At 70.5% G+C, this 23,418-nt stretch carries 20 protein-coding genes and 2 pseudogenes; 17 read left to right on the top strand and 5 right to left on the bottom strand.

Annotated features, from left to right (window positions below):
• Positions 1–72 precede the first annotated feature (72 nt).
• Positions 73–558: an SRPBCC family protein gene (locus tag DRB89_RS24715; protein WP_112450473.1), complete on the bottom strand. Its 486-nt coding sequence runs from the start codon at positions 556–558 to the stop codon at positions 73–75.
• Between the two features lie 63 nt (positions 559–621).
• Here DRB89_RS24715 and DRB89_RS24710 point away from each other — a divergent pair, with 63 nt between their 5' ends.
• From DRB89_RS24710 to DRB89_RS24700, 4 genes and pseudogenes are all read left to right on the top strand, one after another.
• The gene (locus tag DRB89_RS24710; protein ID WP_112450474.1) at positions 622–1,257 is read left to right on the top strand and encodes a TetR/AcrR family transcriptional regulator; all 636 of its coding nucleotides are present in this window, start codon (positions 622–624) and stop codon (positions 1,255–1,257) included.
• Positions 1,258–1,450: 193 nt separating this feature from the next.
• Positions 1,451–1,900, top strand: coding sequence for a maleylpyruvate isomerase N-terminal domain-containing protein (locus DRB89_RS44850; protein ID WP_343234848.1), 450 nt, complete (start codon positions 1,451–1,453; stop codon positions 1,898–1,900).
• A pseudogene (locus tag DRB89_RS24705) lies at positions 1,800–2,111 on the top strand (TIGR03086 family protein); the annotation flags it as partial. The gene DRB89_RS44850 and the pseudogene DRB89_RS24705, both read left to right, overlap by 101 nt.
• Before the next feature lie 336 nt (positions 2,112–2,447).
• Entirely contained in the window at positions 2,448–3,863 is a 1,416-nt protein-coding gene (locus DRB89_RS24700; RefSeq protein WP_112463415.1) for a winged helix DNA-binding domain-containing protein, read from the top strand.
• A 182-nt stretch (positions 3,864–4,045) separates the two neighbouring features.
• Here the strand turns inward: DRB89_RS24700 and DRB89_RS43120 are convergent, their stop codons facing one another.
• The gene (locus tag DRB89_RS43120) at positions 4,046–4,849 is read right to left on the bottom strand and encodes a DUF6585 family protein (RefSeq protein WP_162688705.1); all 804 of its coding nucleotides are present in this window, start codon (positions 4,847–4,849) and stop codon (positions 4,046–4,048) included.
• A gap of 264 nt (positions 4,850–5,113) precedes the next feature.
• On the opposite strand from DRB89_RS43120, the pseudogene DRB89_RS24685 reads away from it, so the two are divergent.
• The 11 genes and pseudogenes from DRB89_RS24685 to DRB89_RS24635 form a co-directional block, all read left to right on the top strand.
• Positions 5,114–5,341, top strand: a pseudogene (locus DRB89_RS24685) (transposase); the annotation flags it as partial.
• 60 nt (positions 5,342–5,401) lie between these two features.
• Positions 5,402–6,229 carry a TetR family transcriptional regulator gene (locus tag DRB89_RS24680; protein ID WP_112450496.1) on the top strand — a complete coding sequence of 276 codons (828 nt, stop codon included), beginning with the start codon at positions 5,402–5,404 and terminating at the stop codon, positions 6,227–6,229.
• A gap of 429 nt (positions 6,230–6,658) precedes the next feature.
• On the top strand, positions 6,659–7,996 hold the full coding sequence (ccrA, locus tag DRB89_RS24675; RefSeq protein ID WP_112450495.1) for a crotonyl-CoA carboxylase/reductase: 1,338 nt from the start codon (positions 6,659–6,661) through the stop codon (positions 7,994–7,996).
• A 31-nt stretch (positions 7,997–8,027) separates the two neighbouring features.
• On the top strand, positions 8,028–10,139 hold the full coding sequence (locus DRB89_RS24670) for a protein meaA (protein ID WP_112450494.1): 2,112 nt from the start codon (positions 8,028–8,030) through the stop codon (positions 10,137–10,139).
• A complete protein-coding gene (locus tag DRB89_RS24665) occupies positions 10,136–11,110 on the top strand; it encodes a CoA ester lyase (RefSeq protein WP_112450493.1) in 975 nt (324 codons plus the stop codon). The genes DRB89_RS24670 and DRB89_RS24665 overlap by 4 nt, the downstream gene beginning before the upstream one ends.
• Before the next feature lie 5 nt (positions 11,111–11,115).
• A complete protein-coding gene (locus tag DRB89_RS24660; RefSeq protein WP_112450492.1) occupies positions 11,116–11,628 on the top strand; it encodes a MaoC family dehydratase in 513 nt (170 codons plus the stop codon).
• Between the two features lie 4 nt (positions 11,629–11,632).
• Entirely contained in the window at positions 11,633–12,838 is a 1,206-nt protein-coding gene (locus tag DRB89_RS24655) for an acyl-CoA dehydrogenase family protein (RefSeq protein WP_112450491.1), read from the top strand.
• Positions 12,839–13,023: 185 nt separating this feature from the next.
• Positions 13,024–13,680, top strand: a complete 657-nt coding sequence (locus DRB89_RS24650) for a phosphatidylserine decarboxylase (RefSeq protein WP_112450490.1) — start codon at positions 13,024–13,026, stop codon at positions 13,678–13,680.
• 73 nt (positions 13,681–13,753) lie between these two features.
• The gene (pssA, locus tag DRB89_RS24645) at positions 13,754–14,536 is read left to right on the top strand and encodes a CDP-diacylglycerol--serine O-phosphatidyltransferase (protein WP_204358069.1); all 783 of its coding nucleotides are present in this window, start codon (positions 13,754–13,756) and stop codon (positions 14,534–14,536) included.
• 184 nt (positions 14,537–14,720) lie between these two features.
• Complete coding sequence (locus DRB89_RS24640) at positions 14,721–16,199, top strand: AlkA N-terminal domain-containing protein (protein ID WP_112450488.1); 1,479 nt, start codon at positions 14,721–14,723, stop codon at positions 16,197–16,199.
• A 21-nt stretch (positions 16,200–16,220) separates the two neighbouring features.
• A complete protein-coding gene (locus DRB89_RS24635) occupies positions 16,221–16,721 on the top strand; it encodes a methylated-DNA--[protein]-cysteine S-methyltransferase (RefSeq protein ID WP_112450487.1) in 501 nt (166 codons plus the stop codon).
• On the opposite strand, the gene DRB89_RS24630 is transcribed toward DRB89_RS24635, so the two are convergent.
• Both DRB89_RS24630 and DRB89_RS24625 read right to left on the bottom strand, forming a co-directional pair.
• The gene (locus DRB89_RS24630; RefSeq protein WP_112450486.1) at positions 16,718–17,146 is read right to left on the bottom strand and encodes a hypothetical protein; all 429 of its coding nucleotides are present in this window, start codon (positions 17,144–17,146) and stop codon (positions 16,718–16,720) included. The two genes, DRB89_RS24635 and DRB89_RS24630, sit on opposite strands and share 4 nt — an antisense overlap.
• Positions 17,147–17,198: 52 nt before the next feature.
• Positions 17,199–17,699 (bottom strand): NUDIX hydrolase, encoded by a 501-nt coding sequence (locus DRB89_RS24625; protein ID WP_112450485.1) that lies wholly within the window; start codon positions 17,697–17,699, stop codon positions 17,199–17,201.
• A 317-nt stretch (positions 17,700–18,016) separates the two neighbouring features.
• Between DRB89_RS24625 and DRB89_RS24620 the strand changes: the two genes are divergently transcribed.
• Positions 18,017–19,033, top strand: coding sequence for a glycosyltransferase family 2 protein (locus tag DRB89_RS24620; protein WP_112450484.1), 1,017 nt, complete (start codon positions 18,017–18,019; stop codon positions 19,031–19,033).
• Between the two features lie 44 nt (positions 19,034–19,077).
• A complete protein-coding gene (locus DRB89_RS24615; RefSeq protein WP_112450483.1) occupies positions 19,078–21,480 on the top strand; it encodes a hypothetical protein in 2,403 nt (800 codons plus the stop codon).
• 130 nt (positions 21,481–21,610) lie between these two features.
• Here DRB89_RS24615 and DRB89_RS24610 read toward each other — a convergent pair whose 3' ends face one another.
• On the bottom strand, positions 21,611–23,359 hold the full coding sequence (locus DRB89_RS24610; RefSeq protein WP_112450482.1) for a BCCT family transporter: 1,749 nt from the start codon (positions 23,357–23,359) through the stop codon (positions 21,611–21,613).
• Positions 23,360–23,418 lie beyond the last annotated feature (59 nt).

Raw genomic sequence — 23,418 nt, 5'->3', positions numbered from 1 at the left:
ACCCGAGGACCACCAGCTGGCGCATCTCGACCGAATTCCGAAGACTTGCTACGGGACGGGACGGGACAGCCCTTAGCGTGCGAGCGCGCGGAGCAGGCGTACGTACGGAGTCCAGCGGGCCGGGCGGGCCACCGTGCCCGTGCAGGCGAGCTCGGCGCAGTCCAGGCTGTCCTCCAGGCAGGCGTCGTGCATCGGGCGATAGGCCACGGGCCAGGTCAGGCGCGCCAGGCCGCTGGTCTTCATCGCGAGGGTGTGCCGCAGCACGGTGCGTTCTTCATCGACGGGCAGCACCGCGAACTCGTGGAAGCCGTGGAATCCGCGCGGCCCGCTGAAGGCGAAGCGGACCCAGGTCCCGGGCACGTACGCCGTGACCGTGTAGCGGACCGGGCCGTGGCCGCCGGTCGCGCCGACCGCCAGTGGACGGTCGAACTCCACCGCGGGCCAGTTCGGGTGCGGCCAGAGCCGGTCCGCCACGCCGCCGGACAGACTGTCTATGAGCGCGCCCACCTCACTGCCCTTGGCGGCCAGCAGGCGCTCGTGCACGTTGTAGACGCCCATGCGTCCTCCCCTCCAGATTATTAGAGAGCAGTCTCTAATAATCTGGAGGGTACTCTCTGATTCATGGCGAGACCACCCCGCTTCCACACCGACCAGATCCTCGACGCCGCCGTCCGGCTGGCCGCCTCTGCCGGCCCGGCAGGCGTGACCATGTCCGCCGTCGCCCAGGCGATCGGCGCGCCGAGCGGGTCCATGTACCACCGCTTTCCCGGCCGTACGGCACTGCTCGCCGAGGTGTGGCTGCGTACCGTAGAGCGCTTCCAGGAGGGGTACTTTGCCGCGCTGGGCAGCGCCCCCGACCCCCGCCGGGCCGCCCGCGCGGCCGCCCGGCACGTCGTCTCCTGGAGCCGAGCCCACCCACAGGAGGCCTCGCTCCTCCTCTACGGCGCCGAGGAGTTCGGCCGCGCCGACTGGTCCGAGGAACACAAGGAGCGCGCGGACCTGGGCAACCAGCGCGTGTTCGGCTCCCTCGGCTCCCTCGCCAAAGCCCTCGGCGCGGCGGCCCCCCAGGACCATGAGCGCATCACCCTGGCCCTGATCGACCTGCCGCTGTCCCTGGTCCGCCGCCATCTGCGCGCCGGGCAGCCGCTGCCGCCGCACGCAGAGGACCTCGCCGAGGAATGCGTGGCGGCTCTGCTGGCTGCCGGGGGGACCGGGAAGACTTCGCCACACCACCAGCCACACCACACCTCCACCTGAATCAGCCACCCGCGAAGTACGGTCTGGCCGGCCAGCGCCTCCCAGTCCTGTTTGAGCACTGGGGCCAGGGCTGACCGGCCGGCTATGACTCAGCGCCGCCGTACTTGGATCTCGGCCCGGAGCGTTCTGGTTGGCCCGCCCGCTCCTTTGCGGACAGAAACTGTCCGCAAGCCCGTGCACTCTGAAGTTGCTGGTGCGGCTACCCGGGCTTCGACTGGGTGCTGGAGCCGACTGGCGAGCCCTGCGGCTACGCGGCCGCAGGCTCCTCACCCCCGAGAAAGGCGCAACCGTGTCCGAGATCGTGCTGCTGGAGAAGGCCCTCAACCACACCACCGGGCTGCTGGGCAACGTCACGCCCGACCAGTACGGCCAGCCCACCCCCTGCGAGGACTTTGACGTGCGGTCCCTGGCCAACCACCTGGTCGCCGGCAACCCCTACTACGTCACCCTCGCCCAGGGCGGCGGCCCGGACTTCTCCCTCTTCGCCCGCGACCAGATCGGCGACGAGCAGCCCGGCGACCTGCTACGCACGCGGCGCCAAGGAAGTGCTCGCCGCCTGGCAGGCCGACGGCGCCCTGGAGCGGCAGATGCCGCTGCCCGGCGGCGGCACGGGTCCTCGGATCGTGGACCTGCACCTGCTTGAGGCCGTCCTGCACAGCTGGGACTTGGCCACCGCCACCGGCCAGGACCGTACCGGCGACCCCGACGCCGTCCAGGCCGCCGTCGCCGGCTGGTACGGGAACTTCCCCGACGAGATCCGCGCCGTGACCGGCATGTTCGGCCCCTCCAAGCCCGCCGCCGACGACGCCCCGGCAGCCGACCGGCTCGCCGCCTACTTCGGCCGCACCGGCTGACCCCGAAAGTCGAAGGCCGGCCGGTGGCTGCACGCGGCCGCACGGAGGTCCAGGTGCCGTGCCAGCAACGTGCGCCATGGACAATCACCGGGTACCGGACGCCTGATCCCCCGATACGAGGCTCCGCCCCGGACCGCCCCCGGTCCGGGGCGCAGCCCCTTCTCCCGTCCGCACCAGCGAAAGGACGGCACCAGGCGGCCGCGATGGCCGTCGGCCCTTGCCATGACCAATGTCCGAGCGAAGATCACCGACGAGTAGCGGCGCGCCCGCGTCACCACCGCCCACCTCCTCACACCGGCGTCCCGCGCACGCACACCAGAGCAGGTCGCCGCCGCGCTGCTCGCCCTGCACGCCACCGACCCCGCCACCGTCTACCTGTCGGTGGCCGCACGCACGGCAGACCCGGCGCCGGCGCTCCTGGAGCAGGCCCTGTACGAGGATCGGTCTCTGGTACGGATGCTGTGCATGCGCCGCACCATGTTCGTCGTCCCCCGCGACCTCGCACCCGTCGTCGACGCCTCCACCGCCCGGGCCGTCGCGGCCCGCGAACGCAGGAACCTCCTCAAGGTCCTGGGCGAACAGCACGGCCACGGCGAAGCCTGGCTGGCCACCACCGAGAACGCCGTGCTCGCGGCCCTCGCCGACCTCGGTGAGGGCACCGCTGCCCAGCTCGCCGACGCCGTACCCGCCCTGAGGACCCAGATCTCCGTCTCCCCGGGCAAGCCGTACGCGGCCACGCCGCGCATCACCAGCCGCGTACTCGGAGTGATGGCCGCCGAGAGCCGCATCCGCCGCGGCCGCCCCCTGGGCACCTGGGCCTCCTCCCAGTTCCGCTGGACCACAGCCGAACCCCACCCCGATCTCGACGCCGAGGACGCCAGAGCCGAGCTCGCCGCCCACTACCTGCGGGCTTTCGGACCCGCCACCACCGATGACGTCAAATGGTGGACCGGCTGGACCCTCACCGACACCCGAAAAGCGATCGCCCGCACCGGTGCCGCGGACGTCGACCTCTCCCACGGCCCCGGGCACGCGCTGCCCGAGCACCTGGACCCGCCCACCCGGACCGAACCCGCGGCCGTCCTGCTTCCCGGGCTCGACCCCACCCCTATGGGGTGGCGTCACCGCGACTGGTACCTCGACCCCGCCCTCGTTCCCGAACTCTTCGACGCCTACGGCAACATCGGACCTACCCTCTGGTGGAACGGGCGCATCGGCGGCGGCTGGGCCCAACGCCCCGACGGCGACATCGCGACCCACGCCCTCACCCCCGAAGGCCGCGGCAACGAGGCCCAAGCAGCCATCACCGTCGAGGCCGCCCGCATGGCCACCTTCCTCGGCGACATCCGTATCCGCCCCAGCATGCGCACCCCCCTCGAACGCCGCCTCGCCACCAGCCAAGTCTCCCGTCGGCGGCATGGGCAAGTCCGGCGGCCCTGGGCAAGCCTAGATAGTCGGGGTGGCTGGGAGCCGGGACGCATGGACACAGATGAGAGACTGCTGCGCGGCCGGATCTACGGCAAGGACCAGGAATCCCCGGCCCGGCCCCCAACCAGGCCGCACCTGCGCCGAATTCGTCGGCGGCCGGTAGGCGGACTGCTCTTCGTCGTCACCGGCTGGACAGCGGACGAGATTGCGACAGGCGTCGCGCTGAGGACCGAGATCGGGCAGTTCGGCCCCAGCGGTCGGGCCCTGTCCGGCCCGTGCCCGGGGGAGCGGCGTCGCTGGGACTGGTCCGGCTACACGCCCTGACCGGAAACGACGACGGGCCGCACCGAGGATGCCGTGCGGCCCGTCGCCGTCTGCTCGAGCAGGTCAGTTGCCGAGCCGGCCCTGCCGGCCCCCGGCGCAGTCCGGTTGGGCGGGCCTCGTCTGATCATGTGGGCCGTGGCCGAGCGGCTCGTTGCGGCTGGCCAGTGACGTCTGGAGGCCGCCTACTGGCGGTGGAGGTTGTCCACGATGGTCAGGAATACGAGCAGGTTCGGCACCTTGTGTGCCTGGGACGCTGCCCAGGCCTTCGTCCGTCCGGTTCGCCAGACACAGACGATGCCCCCGCGCACGGCCACCTCGTTCACATCTCGCCACGGCAGGACCTCACCGGCGGCGTTCGTGACGCCGGCGCCGGATATCTTGTAGGGGCCGAAGGCCACTGTCTTGCCCTCCCCGACGAGCTTCCACACCTTGTCGACCTGGGCGCGGGCGACGGCCTCCGCGATCAGCGGGGCCCAGGTAGGTGAGTCGGCGTAGACGTCCGTGATCTGGGCTTTCTGCCCTCCCGGGGCGACCAGTTGGGAGTTGTGCGTGCGTCCGACCGGCGTCTGTGTGCCTTTGTAGTCGATCACCTCCTGGACGGTCTGCTGGTAGAGCACCGCCTGCTCCCAGCGCACCGCGAACAGTCTCCTGCCACTCGTGTTCACGACCAACCCATGCTCGTGCAGGTGCAGTCGCCTGGCCGCGAGGCCTCTGCGGTAGAGAGGGCTCTGGCTCGCCACCCCAGCTGCGACCACGCCGATCCACAAGGGGAAGATGGCAACCCCCCAGTGCACGTTCACCCATAACAGGACGCCGCCGCCCAGCAGTGCGGCTATGCCGACCAGCGAGCCGACGATGAACCAGATCCGGTACTTGCCCTGGACGCCGAGCTCGCTCTCGGGGCGGAAGGTGTACTTAAGGCCGCCCAGGCGGTGGCGGGTGGCCAGCGCGGTCGCGGCAGGGGAGGGCGACGTCGGAACCGTCATGCGCAGCCTCGGCTTCAAGGTCACGGCGGACCAGTAAGGCCGCCTGATCGAGGGGGAGTTCACCGGGCAATTGTGTGTCGGCGCCCGAGTTGCCCCAGCAGCCAACACCACGATCAGCATCCGGGCAAGCCTTCCGAGCCGCTCCGGCACTCTGTGGTGACAGCGCTCCAGACATCGATCCGGAATCTCGCCGGGCCTCCACCCAGCCCGCGGTGGCACGGCTTAGAAGTCATCTCATTTGGGCTTCGCGGTAGGCTGTCGGCCATGGTGGGGATCGTTGAACGGCTGGTGCCGGACGAGTTGTGGGAGCTGTTCCAGCGGGTGGTGCCGGAGGCGCCGTCGCGGCCGCAGGGCGGTGGTCGGCGCAGGCACGGCGACCGGGAGGTGCTTGCCGCGATCGTGTTCGTGGCGACGTCGGGTTGTACCTGGCAGCAGGTGCCTGCGGCATCGTTCGGGCCGTCGGGGGCGACAGCTCACCGGCGGTTCACCGAGTGATCCCCGTCCCACCCCCCTCGGGAGCGCTCTCCCGTACAAATGAAGTACTTTCGCTCTATGTCCCAGCCCGCCAAGACCTCGCCCCGTGCCTCCTCGGCCTCCGACGCCCCGGAGAGCCCGGCCGGCACCAAGGCGGCCGCGCAGCGGCTCAAGATGCGCCGGGAGCTGGCGGCGGCCGCGATGGAGCTGTTCGCGACCAAGGGGTACGAGGCGACGACGGTCGACGAGATCGCCTCGGTGGCCGGGGTCGCGCGGCGGACCTTCTTCCGGCACTTCCGGTCCAAGGAAGAGGCGATCTTCCCGGACCACGACGACACCCTGACCCGCGCCGAGGCCGTCCTGGACGTGGCCCCGGCGCACGAGCACCCGCTCGACACGGTGTGCCGGGGGATCAAGGAAGTCATGAAGATGTACGCCGCCTCGCCGGCGGTGTCGGTGGAGCGCTACCGGCTCACCCGCGAGGTGCCGGCGCTGCGCGAGCGGGAGATCGCCTCGGTCGCCCGCTACGAGCGGCTGTTCACCCGCTACCTGCTGGCCCATTTCGACGAGCAGGACCACCACGACGGCAACGACGACCCGCTGCTGGCGGAGGTCGCCGCCTCGGCGGTGGTCACGGCCCACAACCACGTGCTGCGGCGCTGGCTGCGGGCGGGCGGCCAGGGGGACGTGGAGGCGCAGCTCGACCACGCCTTCTCGATCGTGCGCAAGACCTTCGGCAGCGGGATCGGCGCGGGGCGCACGCTCAGCGCGGTGCCGGCCGCCCCGGCGGCTCCCGCGGCCTCGGTCCGCACGCAGGGCGAGGTGCTGGTGGCGGTGGCCCGTACGGACGCGCCGCTGGACGAGGTCATGCGGACCATCGAGGAAGCGCTCAGAAACAAGCAGTAGTACCCGTCGCGGCGCGCGTGCACCTCACGCGCGGCTCGCGTGTAGCTCGCGTCACAGCGGCCGCTCCCGTTCCGGGTGCGGCCGCTTTCGTTTGTCCGGGTTGCCCCTACTCGCCGGTAACTCTGATCGATCATCGCTCATCGGTGCAGGTCAATCGGCAAATGAGAGAAAGTTTTGGCACCCGGTGCCTTGCTGAGTGACACGGGGTGCCATACGTTGAATCTCGTCCGGATGTCCCCGCGGCCCAGCCCACTCGGCACGGAACGCGCCCCGGACGCCTGCGTCACCAGGCACCCGCAACGCCCCACCACAGGCAACGCGCAGCAGCACCCCAGCCGAATCGACGGCGCCCCAAAACATCTCTCCACCGCTCCACGCAACCCGTTTCCCTCAGCGCACCCTCATCAGCGCACGGCCGGAGGCAACACCGTGAAGGACATCCTGGACGCGATCCAGTCGCAGAGCGCCACGTCCGCCGACTTCGCGGCCCTGCCGCTCCCCGACTCCTACCGCGCGATCACCGTGCACAAGGACGAGGCGGAGATGTTCGCCGGGCTCACCACCCGCGAGAAGGACCCGCGCAAGTCCCTGCACCTGGACCAGGTCCCCGTGCCGGAACTCGGCCCGGGCGAAGCCCTGGTGGCCGTCATGGCCTCCTCGGTCAACTACAACTCCGTGTGGACCTCGATCTTCGAGCCCGTGTCCACCTTCAGCTTCCTGGAGCGCTACGGGCGCCTCTCGGAGCTCACCAAGCGCCACGACCTCCCGTACCACGTCATCGGCTCGGACCTCGCGGGCGTCGTGCTGCGCACCGGCCCCGGCGTGAACGCCTGGAAGCCCGGCGACGAGGTCGTCGCCCACTGCCTCTCGGTCGAGCTGGAGTCCTCGGACGGCCACAACGACACGATGCTCGACCCCGAGCAGCGCATCTGGGGCTTCGAGACCAACTTCGGCGGCCTGGCGGAGATCGCACTCGTCAAGTCCAACCAGCTGATGCCCAAGCCCGGCCACCTCAGCTGGGAGGAGGCCGCCTCCCCCGGCCTGGTCAACTCCACGGCCTACCGCCAGCTGGTCTCCCGCAACGGCGCCGGCATGAAGCAGGGCGACAACGTCCTGATCTGGGGTGCGAGCGGCGGCCTCGGCTCGTACGCCACCCAGTTCGCGCTGGCCGGCGGCGCCAACCCGATCTGCGTGGTCTCCAGCGCGCAGAAGGCGGACATCTGCCGGGCGATGGGCGCGACCGCGATCATCGACCGCAGCGCCGAGGGCTACAAGTTCTGGAAGGACGAGCACACCCAGGACCCCAAGGAGTGGAAGCGCTTCGGCAAGCGCATCCGCGAGCTGACCGGCGGCGAGGACATCGACATCGTCTTCGAGCACCCCGGCCGCGAGACCTTCGGCGCCTCCGTGTACGTCACCCGCAAGGGCGGCACCATCACCACCTGCGCCTCGACCTCGGGCTACATGCACGAGTACGACAACCGCTACCTGTGGATGTCCCTCAAGAAGATCATCGGCTCGCACTTCGCGAACTACCGCGAGGCGTGGGAGGCCAACCGCCTGGTCTCGAAGGGCAAGATCCACCCCACCCTCTCGAAGGTCTACTCCCTGGAGGAGACCGGCCAGGCCGCCTACGACGTCCACCGCAACCTCCACCAGGGCAAGGTCGGCGTCCTCGCGCTGGCCCCCGAGGAGGGCCTGGGCGTCCGGGACCACGAGATGCGGGCGACGCACCTCGACGCGATCAACCGCTTCCGTAACATCTGAGACGCCTCAAAGGCCAAAGGGACAGCCTGAGATGACAGAGCGCCAGAAGGACCGTCCGTGGCTCATGCGGACGTACGCCGGCCACTCCACGGCCGAGGCGTCCAACGAGCTGTACCGCCGCAACCTCGCCAAGGGCCAGACCGGCCTGTCGGTCGCGTTCGACCTGCCGACGCAGACCGGCTACGACCCCGACCACATCCTCGCCCGCGGCGAGGTCGGCCGGGTCGGGGTCCCGGTCTCCCATCTGGGCGACATGCGGCGGCTGTTCCAGGACATCCCCCTGGAGCAGATGAACACCTCGATGACGATCAACGCCACCGCCATGTGGCTGCTGGCGCTCTACCAGGTGGCCGCCGAGGAGCAGGGCGCGGACATCGCCCAGCTCCAGGGCACCACCCAGAACGACATCGTCAAGGAGTACCTCTCGCGCGGGACGCACGTCTTCCCGCCCGGGCCCTCGCTCCGCCTGACGACGGACATGATCGCGTACACGGTCAACCACATCCCGAAGTGGAACCCGATCAACATCTGCAGCTACCACCTGCAGGAGGCCGGGGCCACGCCCGTCCAGGAGATCTCCTACGCGATGGCCACGGCCATCGCCGTCCTGGACTCCGTGCGCGATTCGGGCCAGGTCCCGCCGGAGCGCTTCGGCGAGGTCGTCGCCCGCATCTCCTTCTTCGTGAACGCGGGCGTCCGCTTCATCGAGGAGATGTGCAAGATGCGCGCCTTCGGCCGCATCTGGGACAAGGTCACCCGCGAGCGCTACGGCATCGAGAACGACAAGCAGCGCCGCTTCCGCTACGGCGTCCAGGTCAACTCGCTCGGCCTGACCGAGGCGCAGCCGGAGAACAACGTCCAGCGCATCGTGCTGGAGATGCTGGCCGTCACCCTCTCCAAAGATGCCCGCGCCCGCGCCGTGCAGCTGCCCGCCTGGAACGAGGCGCTGGGCCTGCCCCGGCCCTGGGACCAGCAGTGGTCGCTGCGCATCCAGCAGGTCCTGGCCCTCGAGAGCGACCTGCTGGAGTACGAGGACATCTTCGCCGGCTCGCACGTCATCGAGGCCAAGGTCGAGTCCCTGGTGGCCGAGTGCCTGGCGGAGATCGACCGGATCCAGGAGATGGGCGGCGCTATGGCGGCCGTCGAGTCCGGGTACCTGAAGGGCGAGCTGGTCTCCTCGCACGCCGAGCGGCGGGCCCGGATCGAGACCGGCGAGGACAAGATCGTCGGCGTCAACTGCTTCCAGCAGACCGAGGAGAACCCGCTCACCGCCGACCTGGACGGGGCCATCATGACGGTGGACCCGGCGGTCGAGGCGCTGACCGTGGAGCGGATCGGCCGCTGGCGGGCCGAACGCCAGGAGTCCGCGGACCGGCAGGGGGGCGGCGACCCGTTCGTCTTCCCGACGGTGATGCAGGCCCTGGACCGGCTGAAGGAGGCCGCCGCGGGGGACGAGAACCTGATGGAGGCCACCTTGGAGTGCGCCCGCGCGGGCGTCACGACCGGCGAGTGGTCCACCGCGCTGCGCGAGGTGTTCGGGGAGTTCCGGGCGCCGACCGGGGTCTCCTCGGCCCCGGTGGCCGTGACCGCCGAGGAGGGGACCCCCATGGCCCTCGTCCGCGCGAAGGTCTCCCGCACCGCCGACGAGCTCGGCTCCGGCCGGCTGCGGCTGCTGGTCGGCAAGCCCGGCCTGGACGGGCACTCCAACGGCGCCGAGCAGATCGCCGTACGGGCCCGCGACGCCGGTTTCGAGGTGGTCTACCAGGGCATCCGGCTGACGCCGGAGGAGATCTCCTCCGCGGCCCTGGCCGAGGACGTGCACTGCGTGGGCCTGTCCATCCTGTCCGGCTCGCACAGCGCGCTCGTCCCCGACGTCCTGGAGCGGCTGCGCGCGGCGGGGGCGGGTGACATCCCCGTCGTCCTCGGGGGCATCATTCCGAATGCCGACGCCGTGGCGCTCAAGGCCGCCGGGGTGGCCGCGGTCTTCACCCCGAAGGACTTCGGCATCACGGAGATCATCGGCCGTATCGTCGACGAGATCCGCAAGGCGAACAAGCTCCACCCGCTCGGCGACGCCGACGACACCGCTACCGAAACCAGCGACACCAAGAACACCGCTGCAAGCACGGAGGTCCCCGCATGACCACGCCCTCTTCCCCGGTCGACCGGCTGCGGCCGCGCCGCTCCTGCCTCGCGGTGCCGGGTTCCAACCCCCGGTTCCTGGAGAAGGCCCAGGGCCTGCCGGCCGACCAGGTCTTCCTCGACCTGGAGGACGCCTGCGCCCCGCTCGCCAAGGAGGGCGCCCGCCACACCATCGTGGACGCGCTGAACAACGGCGACTGGACCGGCAAGACCCGCGTGGTGCGCGTCAACGACTGGACCACGCACTGGACGTACCGCGACGTGATCACGGTCGTCGAGGGCGCCGGCCAGAACCTCGACTGCATCATGCTGCCGAAGGTCCAGGACGCCCAGCAGGTCGTGGCGCTCGACCTCCTGCTGACGCAGATCGAGAAGACCATGGGCTTCGAGGTCGGGAAGATCGGCATCGAGGCGCAGATCGAGAACGCCAAGGGCCTGGTCAACGTCGACGCGATCGCCGCCGCCTCGCCGCGGTTGGAGACGATCATCTTCGGGCCGGCCGACTTCATGGCCTCGATCAACATGAAGTCGCTGGTCGTGGGCATGCAGCCGCCCGGCTACGGCGCGGACGCCTACCACTACATCCTGATGCGGATCCTGATGGCGGCCCGCATGCACGACCTCCAGGCGATCGACGGCCCCTTCCTCCAGATCAAGAACGTCGACGGCTACCGCGAGGTCGCCGGGCGCGCGGCGGCCCTGGGCTTCGACGGCAAGTGGGTGCTGCACCCGGGCCAGGTCGACGCGGCCAACGAGGTCTTCTCCCCCTCGCAGGAGGACTACGACCACGCCGAGCTGATCCTCGACGCCTACGACTGGTGCACCTCCGAGGCCGGCGGCAAGAAGGGCTCGGCGATGCTCGGCGACGAGATGATCGACGAGGCCAGCCGCAAGATGGCCCTGGTCATCTCCGGCAAGGGCCGGGCGGCCGGGATGCGGCGCACCACCAAGTTCGAGATCCCGGAAGGCTGATCAGCATGCAGTTCGGACGCACCTACGAAGAGTTCGAGGTCGGGGCGGTCTACAAGCACTGGCCCGGAAAGACGGTCACCGAGTACGACGACCACCTCTTCTGCCTGCTGACCATGAACCACCACCCGCTGCACATGGACAGCAACTACGCCGAGAACACGACCGACTTCGGCAAGAACGTCGTCGTGGGCAACTACATCTACTCGCTGCTGCTGGGCATGTCCGTGCCGGACGTCTCCGGCAAGGCGATCGCCAACCTGGAGATCGAGTCGCTGCGCCACGTGGCGCCGACCTTCCACGGCGACACCCTCTACGGCGAGACCACGGTCCTCGACAAGACCCCGTCGAAGTCGAAGAACGACCGCGGCATCGTCTACGTGGAGACCAAGGGCTACAAGCAGGACGGCACCCTCGTCTGCGTCTTCCGGCGCAAGGTGATGGTCCCGACCGAGACGTACATCAAGGAGCGCGGCGGCGAGCAGCCCGGCCGCCCCACGCTGAAGGAACAGGGGAAGTAGAACCATGAGCCGACTTGCCCAGACCGCCGGCCTGACGGACGACCAGAGGGACATCCTCAAGACCGTCCGGGAGTTCGTCGACAAGGAGATCATCCCGGTCGCGACCGAGCTGGAGCACCGCGACGAGTACCCGCAGGCGATCGTCGACGGCCTCAAGGAACTCGGCCTCTTCGGCCTGATGATCCCGGAGGAGTACGGCGGCCTGGGTGAGTCGCTGCTCACCTACGCGCTGTGCGTCGAGGAGATCGCGCGCGGCTGGATGTCCGTCTCGGGCATCATCAACACGCACTTCATCGTGGCGTACATGCTCAAGCAGCACGGCACCCAGGAGCAGCGGGAGTACTTCCTTCCGCGGATGGCGCTGGGCGAGGTGCGCGGCGCGTTCTCGATGTCCGAGCCGGGGCTCGGCTCCGATGTGTCGGCCATCACGTCCAAGGCGGTGAAGGACGGCGACGAGTACGTCCTGAACGGCCAGAAGATGTGGCTGACGAACGGCGGCACGTCCACGCTGGTGGCCGTCCTGGTCCGCAGTGACGAAGGACACCCTGAGGGCACGGCGCCCCACAAGTCGATGACGACCTTCCTCGTGGAGAAGGAGGCCGGCTTCGGTGAGGTGCGCCCCGGCCTGACCATCCCCGGCAAGATCGACAAGATGGGCTACAAGGGCGTCGACACGACCGAGCTCATCATGGACGGACTGCGCATTCCGGCCAATCGGGTCCTTGGCGGCCAGACGGGCCGAGGGTTTTACCAAATGATGGACGGGGTCGAGGTCGGCCGCGTCAACGTGGCGGCCCGTGGCTGCGGCGTCGCACAGCGTGCGTTCGAGCTGGGTGTCACTTATGCCCAGCAACGTCACACTTTCGGCAAGGCCATCGCCGAGCACCAGGCGATCCAGTTCAAGCTGGCCGAGATGGCTACCAAGGTCGAAGCCGCCCATGCGATGATGGTCAATGCAGCACGCAAAAAGGACTCCGGGGAACGAAACGACCTCGAAGCAGGGATGGCGAAGTACCTCGCCTCCGAGTACTGCAAGGAGGTGGTGGAGGACGCGTTCCGAATCCACGGTGGCTACGGCTTCTCGAAGGAGTACGAGATCGAGCGCCTCTACCGCGAGGCGCCCATGCTGCTGATCGGTGAAGGTACCGCCGAGATCCAGAAAATGATCATCGGGCGACGCCTGCTCGAGGAGTACCGACTCCAGGGCTGAAAGTCCCTTTTGCGGGGAATCATCCAGCGGTTTTCCGCAAAAGAGTCACTAGCAGTCACTGGCTGGCGGTCATCGACTCGGCTTCTGGCTTGCCCAGTTGTTGCGTGCAACCGATAGCATTCCAGTAAAGCCGCCGTCCCGTCCCCCCGTTTGCGGCGCGGCACCACCCGCTACGAAGGTCATCCATGCCCCACAGCCAAACCTCTGCACCTCGCGTCGGCCTCCTCGGTGGACGCCTCGCGCGCGGAGCATCGCCGTGGCTTCTGCCGACCGTCGCCACCGCCGCCCTCAGCCTCGCCCGGGCCCGCAAGTCCGGCCGCTGGGCGGCAGTAGCCGTGCCCACCACCGCGCTCGCGGCGGGCATGCTGTGGTTCTTCCGCGACCCCGAGCGTGAGATCACGCAGGGCCGGGTCATCTCGCCCGCCGACGGTGTGGTGCAGAGCATCATGCCGTGGAAGGACGGGCGGACCCGGGTCGCGATCTTCATGAGCCCGCTGAACGTCCACGTCAACCGCGCGCCCCTCGCGGGCACGGTGACGTCCGTGGAGCACGTCCCCGGCGGATTCGTTCCGGCGTTCAACAAGGAGAGCGAGAACAACGAGCGCGTTGTCTGGCACTTCGACACCGAGCTCGGCGACATCGAGATGGTGCAGATCGCCGGCGCCGTCGCGCGCCGCATCGTCCCCTACCTGCCGGCCGGCTCCAAGGTGGAGCAGGGCGAGCGCATCGGTCTGATCCGCTTCGGATCGCGCGTCGACATCTACCTCCCGGAGGGCGTCGAGGTCGCGGTCGAGGTCGGTCAGGCCACCACCGCGGGGGTGACCCGAATTGACCGTGACTGACCCTGAAACCCCGGCCAACCCGTCGGCCGGCTGGGTACCCGAGGCTCCCGAGGAGGAGTCCGCCGAAGACGACATGCCGCTCTCACTGCGGCTGTCGATAGCGGACACCCTCACCCTCGGCAACGCGACGTGCGGATTCATGGCGGTGTACTTCACCACCACCGGGATCCTCATTCCGCACCTGACCGGCAGCGGCGAGTCCGGCATGGCCCGCAGCAGTGCGGCCACGGCCGTGATACTGATGCTGCTCGCCGCGGTCTTCGACCTCTTCGACGGCATCGTGGCCCGCAAGCTGCGCAGCTCCCCGATGGGCGCCGAGCTGGACAACCTGTCCGACCTGATCAGCTTCGGACTGGCTCCCGCCTACTTCGTGCTCGTCTACGGCATGGTCGCCGTGGACGCCGTCCAGAAGATGTCGGCTCTGGCCGCGATCGTGGTGCTGCTGGCCGTGGTGCTGCGCCTGGCGAGATTCAGCTGCGTGACGATGAAGGACGGCATGTTCCAGGGCATGCCGAGCCCCTTCGGCGCGCTGACGGTCGTCTCGATCGTGCTGCTGGAGCTGCCGTTCATCCCGACGCTGCTGGCGATCATCGGGGTGGCGTGGCTGATGGTGAGCCGGGTCGAGTACCCCAAGCCGCGGGGTGTCCTCGCGGTGGCGATGCTGAGCTGGATCGTCGGGGCCATGGGCCTGCTGGCGGCGTGGGCGTTCGACGCACCGGGCGGCGGGCTGCTGCTCCAGACCGGGTGCGCCCTCCAGATCGCCCTGGCGGCGACGATCCCGCTGTTCGCGACGACCCGTCGCGCGAACACGTTCCGCCACAACCGCCGCGAGGCGAGGGCCACGCAGGCCCCGTAGCGCGGCTGTACACGTACGACAGGGCCCCCGGCCGCCACCAGGCGACCGGGGGCCCTGTCGCGTCCGCGGGCCTGCCGGGGGCCCGTCCGCGGCCGCGGAGCCCGGGCCGGTCCGCCCGGGCCCCGGTAGCCTTGGTGTCGGAAAACCGCCAGCCCGGACCGGACCGGCCCGGGAGGATGGAGCCATGCACACCGACACCGAGCGCTGCGTGAGGGCCGTCCAGTCCAAGGACGCTCGCTTCGACGGCTGGTTCTTCACCGCCGTCAGGACCACCGGCATCTACTGCCGGCCGAGCTGCCCCGCCGTACCGCCCAAGGTCGAGAACATGACCTTCCTGCCCAGCGCCGCCGCCTGCCAGCAGAGCGGGTACCGGGCCTGCAAGCGGTGCCGGCCCGACACCTCCCCCGGCTCCCCCGAGTGGAACGCCCGCGCCGACACCGTCGCCCGCGCCATGCGCCTCATCCAGGACGGCGTGGTCGACCGCGAGGGCGTCCCGGGGCTGGCCTCCAGGCTCGGCTACTCCTCCCGTCAGGTGGAGCGCCAGCTCAACGCGGAGCTCGGCGCCGGGCCGCTCGCCCTCGCCCGGGCGCAGCGCGCGCAGACCGCCCGGCTGCTCATCGAGACCTCCGGGCTCCCGATGGGCGACGTCGCCTTCGCCGCCGGCTTCTCCTCGATCCGGACCTTCAACGACACCGTCCGCGAGGTCTTCGCGCTGGCGCCCAGCGAGCTGCGGGCCCGGGCCGAGAAGGGGCCAAAGCAGGCCCAGGTGCCCGGCACCATCAGTCTGCGGCTCCCCTTCCGGGCCCCGCTCAACCCCGACAACCTCTTCGGCCACCTCGCCGCCACCGCCGTCCCCGGGGTCGAGGAGTGGCGGGCGGGCGCGTACCGCCGCACGCTGCGGCTCCCGTACGGCACCGGCGTCGTCGCCCTGAGCCCGCAGCCCGACCACATCGACTGCCGGCTCGCCCTCACCGACCTGCGCGACCTCACCATCGCCATCAGCCGCTGCCGGCGGCTCCTGGACCTCGACGCCGACCCCGAGGCCGTCGACGAGCAGCTGAGCGCGGACCCGCTGCTGGCGCCGCTGGTGGCCAAGGCCCCCGGGCGCCGGGTGCCCCGTACGGTCGACGCGCAGGAGTTCGCCGTACGGGCGGTCCTCGGCCAGCAGGTGTCCACCGCGGCGGCCCGTACGCACGCGGCCCGGCTGGTGCGCGCGCTGGGCGAGCCGGTGGCGGACCCCGATCCCGAGGGCGGGCTGACGCACCTGTTCCCGTCCTCGCAGGCGCTGGCCGGGCTCGATCCGCAGTCGCTGGCCCTGCCGCTCAGCCGGCGCACCACCCTGACCACGCTCGTCTCGGCGCTCGCCGACGGCTCGCTGCCGCTCGGCACCGACAGCGACTGGGACAGCGCCCGTGCGCGGCTGGCCGCGCTGCCCGGTTTCGGGCCGTGGACCACCGAGATCATCGCGATGCGGGCGCTGGGCGACCCGGACGCCTTCATCCCCTCCGACCTCGGGATCCGGCGGGCCGCGAAGGGGCTGGGGCTGCCGTCGACGCCCGCCGCCCTGACGGCCCGCGCGGCGCACTGGCGGCCGTGGCGCGCCTACGCCGTGCAGTACCTGTGGGCCACCGAGGACCACGCAGTCAACTTCCTGCCCGCCTGACCTCCGAGGAGTACGAGCACCATGAGCAGCGGCAAGCAGCACACCGTCATCGACAGCCCCTACGGGCCGCTCACCCTCGTCGCCACCGGCGGCGTCCTGAGCGGGCTCTACATGACCGGGCAGCGTCACCGGCCCGCCGAGGAGTCCTTCGGCGAGCGCGTCGCGGCCGGCGAGGAGCCCTTCCCCGAGGTGGCGCGGCAGCTGACCGCGTACTTCGCCGGGGAGCGGACCTCCTTCGACCTGCCGGTCCGGCTGGAGGGCACCGACTTCCAGCGCAGCGTGTGGGAGCAGCTCGTCCGGATCCCCTACGGGAAGACCTGGTCGTACGGGGAGCTGGCGGCCAGGCTCGGCAAGCCGAACGCCTCGCGCGCGGTGGGCCTGGCCAACGGCAAGAACCCGGTGGGCATCATCGTGCCGTGCCACCGCGTGATCGGGGCGTCCGGCTCCATGACCGGCTACGGCGGCGGCATCGACCGCAAGGTGCGCCTGCTCGCCTTCGAGTCCGGGGCGGACGCGCTCTAGATCACGACGAGCGGGACGAGGAGGGCGAAGGCGGCGCCCGCCTCGACCGCGTAGGCGTACAGGGAGGGGTGCTGGACGGGGGCCGCCAGCAGGACCACGCTCTGCCGGGCCGCGGCCGCCCCCACCCACTCGGCGTCGGCACCGAGGCCGCCCTCGTACCAGCCCGCGCAGGCGCCGGGGCCGGTCACGGCGAGGACGTCGTCCTCGCGGCGGTAGAAGGCCTGCCAGCCGGCGGCCGGCACGGACCAGGCGTCGAAGTCGGTGAACAGGGCCCAGCCGCCGTCGCGGATCGCGGTGTCGAACATCCAGACCGGCACCCCGTCGGGGGTGACCTCGCCGCCGGCCTGCTGGTCGGTGGTGAAGTGGACCATGGGCAGGGCGTCGGGCCCGTCGGCGGTGCTGGGCCAGGCGTACATCGTGATCATCTGCTGAATTCTGTCCTGCCCGGTGTAGGCGCGAAATAACGAGCGGGGCGGGCTACGAGAGGTGCGGGGGGCGCCCGTTCTCCAGCTCGGCGGTGCCTTCTCCGGACCGCAGGACCCGGTACGCCTCCGCGGTGCGCAGGCCGAGCGATCCCAGCAGATAGTCCGTCAGCTCGGCCGGCTCCACCAGCCGCCACGAGATCAGCTCCTCCTCCTGGAGCTTGACGGAGGCGAGCTGTCCGGCGTCGAGGACGCCGCCGTCGTAGAGGTACGCGACGAGCGGGGGCCGGTCCGGGCCGAGCGTCCAGTCGACGGCGAGCAGCCGGCCGAGCGGTACGTCGATGCCGATCTCCTCGGCGCTCTCGCGGCGGGCGGCCGTGCGCGGGGACTCGCCCCCGTCCGACTCGATGGTGCCGCCCGGCAGGGCCCAGCCCTCGCGGTAGTTGGGCTCGACGAGGAGCACCCGGCCCTCCGCGTCCCGGTAGAGGGCGGCCGCGCCGGCCAGCACCCGGGGCAGGCTCGCGATGTAGGTGGCGTAGTCATCCGTGGTGGTCACCCGGCAACCCTACCCAGGCGGTCCGGAGAGGCCGGGGAAAGGCTTCGCGCGGACCCCGCGCCGACCCCGCGCGGACCCCGGTGCAGGCTCCGCGCAGGCGGCCGCCGGCTGCGCCGGATCCCTTCGGCGGCGGTCCCCCGCGGCCCCGCACACACGCACAGACGGTCGAATAACAGGTCAGTCAAGATGATATTCTGGCCGACCGTCCGGCCCGGCCGCACCGTTTCCGATTTGGCCGCGATCACACCCGGTCAGACCTTCGGCTCGTTCGCCCGGGGTCTTTTACGCTCTCAGGTATTGGGGACAGGCGACCAGCCATGCACAACGCAGCAGCCTCGACGCACAACGAGGCCAACCATCCCGTTCCCGTGTTGTCGGTCGTCATCCCGATTTACAACGAGCAGGAGGCGCTGCCGCTGACGGTGGCCCGTCTGCGTCCGATCCTGGACGGGCTCGGTGTGGACTACGAGGTCGTCGGCATAGACGACGGCAGCACCGATGCCACCCCGGTCATCATGCAGAAGATCCGCCAGGACTGGCCCGAGCTGCGCATCGTCCGCTTCGCCCGCAACTCCGGACACCAGGCCGCGCTCACCGCGGGCATCCACCGGGCCTACGGCGAGTACGTCGTCAGCATCGACGCCGACCTCCAGGACCCGCCGGAGAAGATCGCGGAGATGTTCGCGCTCGCCCGCGAGAAGGACCTGGACATCGTCTACGGCGTGCGCGGCGACCGCGGCACCGACACCTTCTTCAAGCGGCGCACGGCCGGCGCCTACTACTGGCTGATGCGCAAGCTCGTCGGCAAGAACATGCCCAACCAGGCGGGCGACTTCCGCCTCCTGAGCCGGGCCGCCGTCGACGCGCTGAAGTCCCTGCCCGAGCACCAGCCGGTCTACCGGCTGCTCGTGCCGTGGCTCGGCTTCAGCAGCGGCGAGGTCGTCTACGTCCGCGAGGAGCGGGTCGCCGGCAGCACCCACTACCCGCTGTCCAAGATGGTCCGCCTCGCCCTCGACAGCATCACGAACTTCTCCGCGGCCCCGCTGCGCCTCGCCACCTGGCTGGGCCTGCTGAGCTTCCTGGTCTGCTTCTGCCTCGCGGTCTACACGACCCTGCAGTACGCCTTCGGCTCGACCGTGCCGGGCTGGTCCTCGCTGTTCATCGGCATGCTCTTCATCGGCGGTGTGCAGCTCGTCTGCGTGGGCCTGCTCGGTGAGTACATCGGGCGGATCTACTCGGCCGTCCAGGCCCGGCCGGCCTACTTCGTCGGCTACGACTCCGCCGAGCAGGACGACGCGGCGCGCGGCGCCAAGACCTCCGAGTACGCGGCCTGATCGCGCAGCCGGCCGACGCACAGCAGGCAGGAAGAACCAACTCCATGAGCACAACTGGAAACGCCGTCTCCGAGCGGTCGGCCCCCTCGGGGGATCGGCCCGCCGCCGCCCCGGCGGGCGGGGACGAACGTCCCCCGGCGCACTGGTTCTGGCGGTTCCTGCCGGGCGTAGCCGCCTACCTCGCGCTCGTCGCGCTGCTGCTGCTCGCCGACACCCCGGTCAGCGCCATCGCCCGGTACACCGGCTACGCGCTCTGGGGCGTCATGCTCCCGGGCACCTTGGTGTTCCGGGCGCTGCGGCGCCGACCGCACACCCTGGTCGAGGACCTCGCGTACGGGGCCGTCACCGGCCTCGCGCTGGAGCTGGTCGCCTGGTTCGTGCTGGTCTCCCTCGGGGCCCAGTCCGTCGCCACCGTCTGGCCCCTCGCCGTGGTGATCCCCTTCCTCGCGGTACCGGCCCTGCGGCGGCACTGGCGTCCGAGCGGCTACACCGCCCGCACCCCGCTCGGCTGGTCCTGGTCGGTCTCCGGGCTGGTCATGCTCACGGGCGCCTACTTCTACCAGGACTTCCTGTCGAAGTACCCGGCGCTGTCGGACAGCGAGACCTCGCGGATCTTCGGCGACATGCCGTACATGCTGTCGCTCGCCGCGAACGCGAAGCAGAACGTCCCGCTGACCCTCCCCCAGGCCTCCGGCGAACCGCTGTACTACCACTGGTTCTCCTTCGCCCACATGGCGATGACCTCCATGGTCGGGCACATCGACCTGCCGATGGTCGAGACGCGGCTCATGGTGCCGGCGCTCGCCGCGCTCGCCGTGGTGCTCACCGCGGTGGTGGCCCGGCGGCTCACCGGCCGCGCCTGGGCCGGCCCGCTGGCCGTCGTCCTGCTCTTCGTCGTCACCGAGTTCACGGCGATCTACCCGAACAACGTCAACACCTGGATCCTCGGCGCCCCGTCGATCCGGCTGATGTACTGGTCGAGCCTGTCCTACACGTACAGCCAGCCGCTGCTGATCGCGCTGCTGGGCGTCGTCGGCGAGGCACTGCGCCGGCTCCGCATGACGGGTGCGGGCGAGAACAACCCGGCCCCCCTGTTCGGCCGCGGGGTCTTCGTCCTTGTCGCCCTCTTCGCGGTGGGCTCCAGCGCGGCCAAGGCCAGTACGCTGCCGGTCACGCTCGCCGGACTGGTGGTCGCCGGACTCGTCGTGCTGATCGCGACCCGCCGCGTCCCGTGGACCGTGGTCGGGCTCGGCGCGATCCTCGCTTCCGCCCAGCTCTTCGCGACGGCGGTGATCTTCAACTTCGAGAGCTACGGCCTGGAGATCATCCCGCTGGGCAACCTCCAGCCCTTCTGGGGCGATCCGGACCACAAGCGCTCCGCGCTGTTCCAGGCCCTGCTGATCGTGTCCGCGCTGTCCGCCTTCGTGCTGCACCACCACCTCAAGCTGGTCGGCATGATCCCGCTGATCTGGCGGCGGCGGTTCAAGCTGGACCCGCTCCAGTGGTTCCTGCTGGGCGCGGCGGTCGCCGGGCCCTGCGCCTACCTGGTGGTCAACGGCTACAACTCCAGCTACTTCACGCTGGCCGCCCTGCCCTTCGGGGCGGTCCTGTCGGCCTGGGGCTACTGCGAGGCGTTCGAACGCGCCGCGCTGCCCCGCCGGGCCAAGGCGGCGCTCGCGGTGGGCACGGTGGCCTTCGTCGCCCTGCTCACCTACGCGATCTACCACTACTCGGCCGAGTGGCAGGCCTACGTCCTGCGCGAGGTCGCGGGCGGGGACGCGCACAAGTCGTACTTCCTCCTGCTGCCGCTCGTGCTCGCGGGCGCGGCCCTGGCCGCGATCGCGGCCGTCTGCGCCTTCCTGTGGTGGGCCGGCGGCCGGGTCTGGCCCGCGCTGCGCGGCCGGGGCGCCGTGGTGCTGATGACCGCGGTCCTCGCCATGGGCGCGCCTGGCGTCTTCCACGACGCCGTCCAGGCCCGGGAGGACGTGTGGGCGGGCACCTGGTCGATGCCCGTCTCGCAGGTCGACGCCGCGCGCTGGGTGCGGGCACACAGCGACCCGGCGGACGTGCTGGCCACCAACAGCCACTGCTGGGAGTTCGACAACTACGCCTACGGCCGGCCCTGCGAGAACACCCGCTCCCAGTGGCTCAGCGGCTACTCCGAGCGCTCCGTGCTGATCGAGGGCTGGGCCTACGCGCCCCGGATGGTGGCGCTGACCCGCGGCGGCACCGCGTACGGCGGCCCGTTCTGGGACCAGGACCTCTTCAAGCTCAACGAGGACGCCGTGTACCGCCCGACGGAGGCGGTCCTGCACCGGCTGCACGACGAGTACCGCGTGCGCTACGTCGTGGTGCTCCGGCCGGCGGGCGCCGAGTCCCCGCGGCTGGGAGAGCTCGCCGAGAAGGTGTTCGACAACAAGCAGGTCGGCGTCTACCGGATCAAGTGACCGGCTGACAGCACGTACGGCATGGGCGAAGGGCCCCGGCAGACAGCCGGGGCCCTTCGCCGTCGCGGCGCCGTACGGTGGTCAGCTCCGGCTGTGGTCAGTTCCGGCTGTGGTCAGCTCCGTACGGTGGTCAGCCCTGCCCGGGGCCCTGGTCGCCCTGGTCGCCCGGGGAGTCGTCGCGGTCGCGGTTCTTCGACTCCGCGACCCGCCGCAGCCTCGGGTGGCGGGCCGGCCCCTGCTCGGTGATGGCGTCGCCGACCATGGCCTTCACCGCGTCGCGCATCCCGTGCAAGGGGTGGTGGCGGACGGGCCCCGCGCCCGGGTCCTCCCGCAGTTCCTTCACCAGGGCCCAGCAGAGCACCAGCATCACGATCACGAACGGCAGCGCGACCAGGATGGTGGCCGTCTGGAGGGACTTCAGACCGCCCGCGACGAGGAGTACGGCGGCCACCGCGGCCATCAGCACGCCCCAGGTGACCACGAGCCAGGTCGGCGGGTGCAGGGAGCCCCGGCTGGTGAGCGAGCCCATCACGAGGGAGGCGGAGTCGGCGCTGGTGACGAAGTACGTCATCACCAGGGCCATCGCGATCCACGAGGTGAGCGAGCCGAGCGGGAGCGCGTCGAGCATCGCGAAGAGCGAGGCCTCCGTGCCCTCCTTGGCCTTGGCGGCCATGTCGGCGACGCCGGTGGAGTCCAGGCGGATCGCCGTGCCGCCCATGACGCAGAACCACACGACGGTGGCGCCGCTGGGGACCAGGAGCACGCCGACGAGGAACTCGCGGATGGTGCGGCCGCGCGAGATCCGGGCGATGAAGGTGCCGACGAACGGCGCCCAGGAGAGCCACCACGCCCAGTAGAAGATCGTCCACGCGCCGAGCCACGTGCTGTCGGTGAAGGCGCCGGTCCGGGTGGCCATCGGGAGCAGGTCGTGCAGGTAGCTGCCGACGCTCGCCGGGATCACGTCGAGGATGTAGACGGTCGGGCCCAGGACGAAGACGAAGAGCATCAGGGCCCCGGCGAGCACGATGTTGATCGTGCTGAGCCATTTGACGCCCTTGTGCAGGCCGGAGAAGGCGGAGAGCACGAAGGCGGCGGAGAGGGAGACGATGATGATCAGCTCGACGGTGGTCGAGTCCTCGATCCCCGTGGTGATGTTCAGCCCCTTGGAGACCTGGAGCGCGCCGAGGCCGAGGCTGGTGGCGGTGCCGAAGACGGTCGCGAAGACGGCGAGCAGGTCGATGGCCTTGCCCTGCCATCCGTTGGCCCGCTCCTCGCCCAGGAGCGGCACGAAGGCGGAGCTGAGGCGGTTGCCGCGGCCCTTGCGGAAGGTCGCGTAGGCCAGCGCGAGGCCGGCGATCCCGTAGATCGCCCAGGGCGTGAGGGTCCAGTGGAAGAAGGAGTAGTCGAGCGCGGCGCGGGCCGCGTCCCCGCTGCCGGGGGCGGCTCCGCTGGCGGGCGGCGGGTTCAGGTAGTGGGTGAGCGGCTCCCCCACCCCGTAGAACATCAGACCGATGCCCATGCCCGCGCTGAACATCATCGCGATCCACGAGAGGTTCGTGAACTCGGGTTCCGAGTCGTCCCGGCCGAGCCGGATCCGGCCGAACCGGCTGATCGCGAGCACGACGCACATGACGAGGAACACATCGGCGGCGATCACGAACAGCCACGCGAAGTTGTTCAGCACCCAGGCCAGCGCGGTGCCCGACACCGAGTCGAAGGAGTTCTTGCCGAGCGCGGCCCAGCCGACGACGGCCAGGACGGAGATCACTCCGATGGTGACGACGGCGCGGTCGGGAGTGCCGTCAGTGCCCTCGCCCGGTCCCGCGGACCCGCCACCTGGGGAATCCGGACGTGGCTGTTCCAGTGAATCCGTGCTCATGCGGCCACACTATGCAGGCGTATATCCCTATTTAGGGGCATGGCGCGCCGGGTGTGGCC

The sequence above is a fragment of the Streptomyces sp. ICC4 genome (assembly GCF_003287915.1).
GTDB lineage: Bacteria > Actinomycetota > Actinomycetes > Streptomycetales > Streptomycetaceae > Streptomyces > Streptomyces tritrimontium.
The sequence above is the reverse complement of the archived record's forward strand: the minus strand, read 5'-3'. Positions and strand labels throughout refer to the sequence as shown.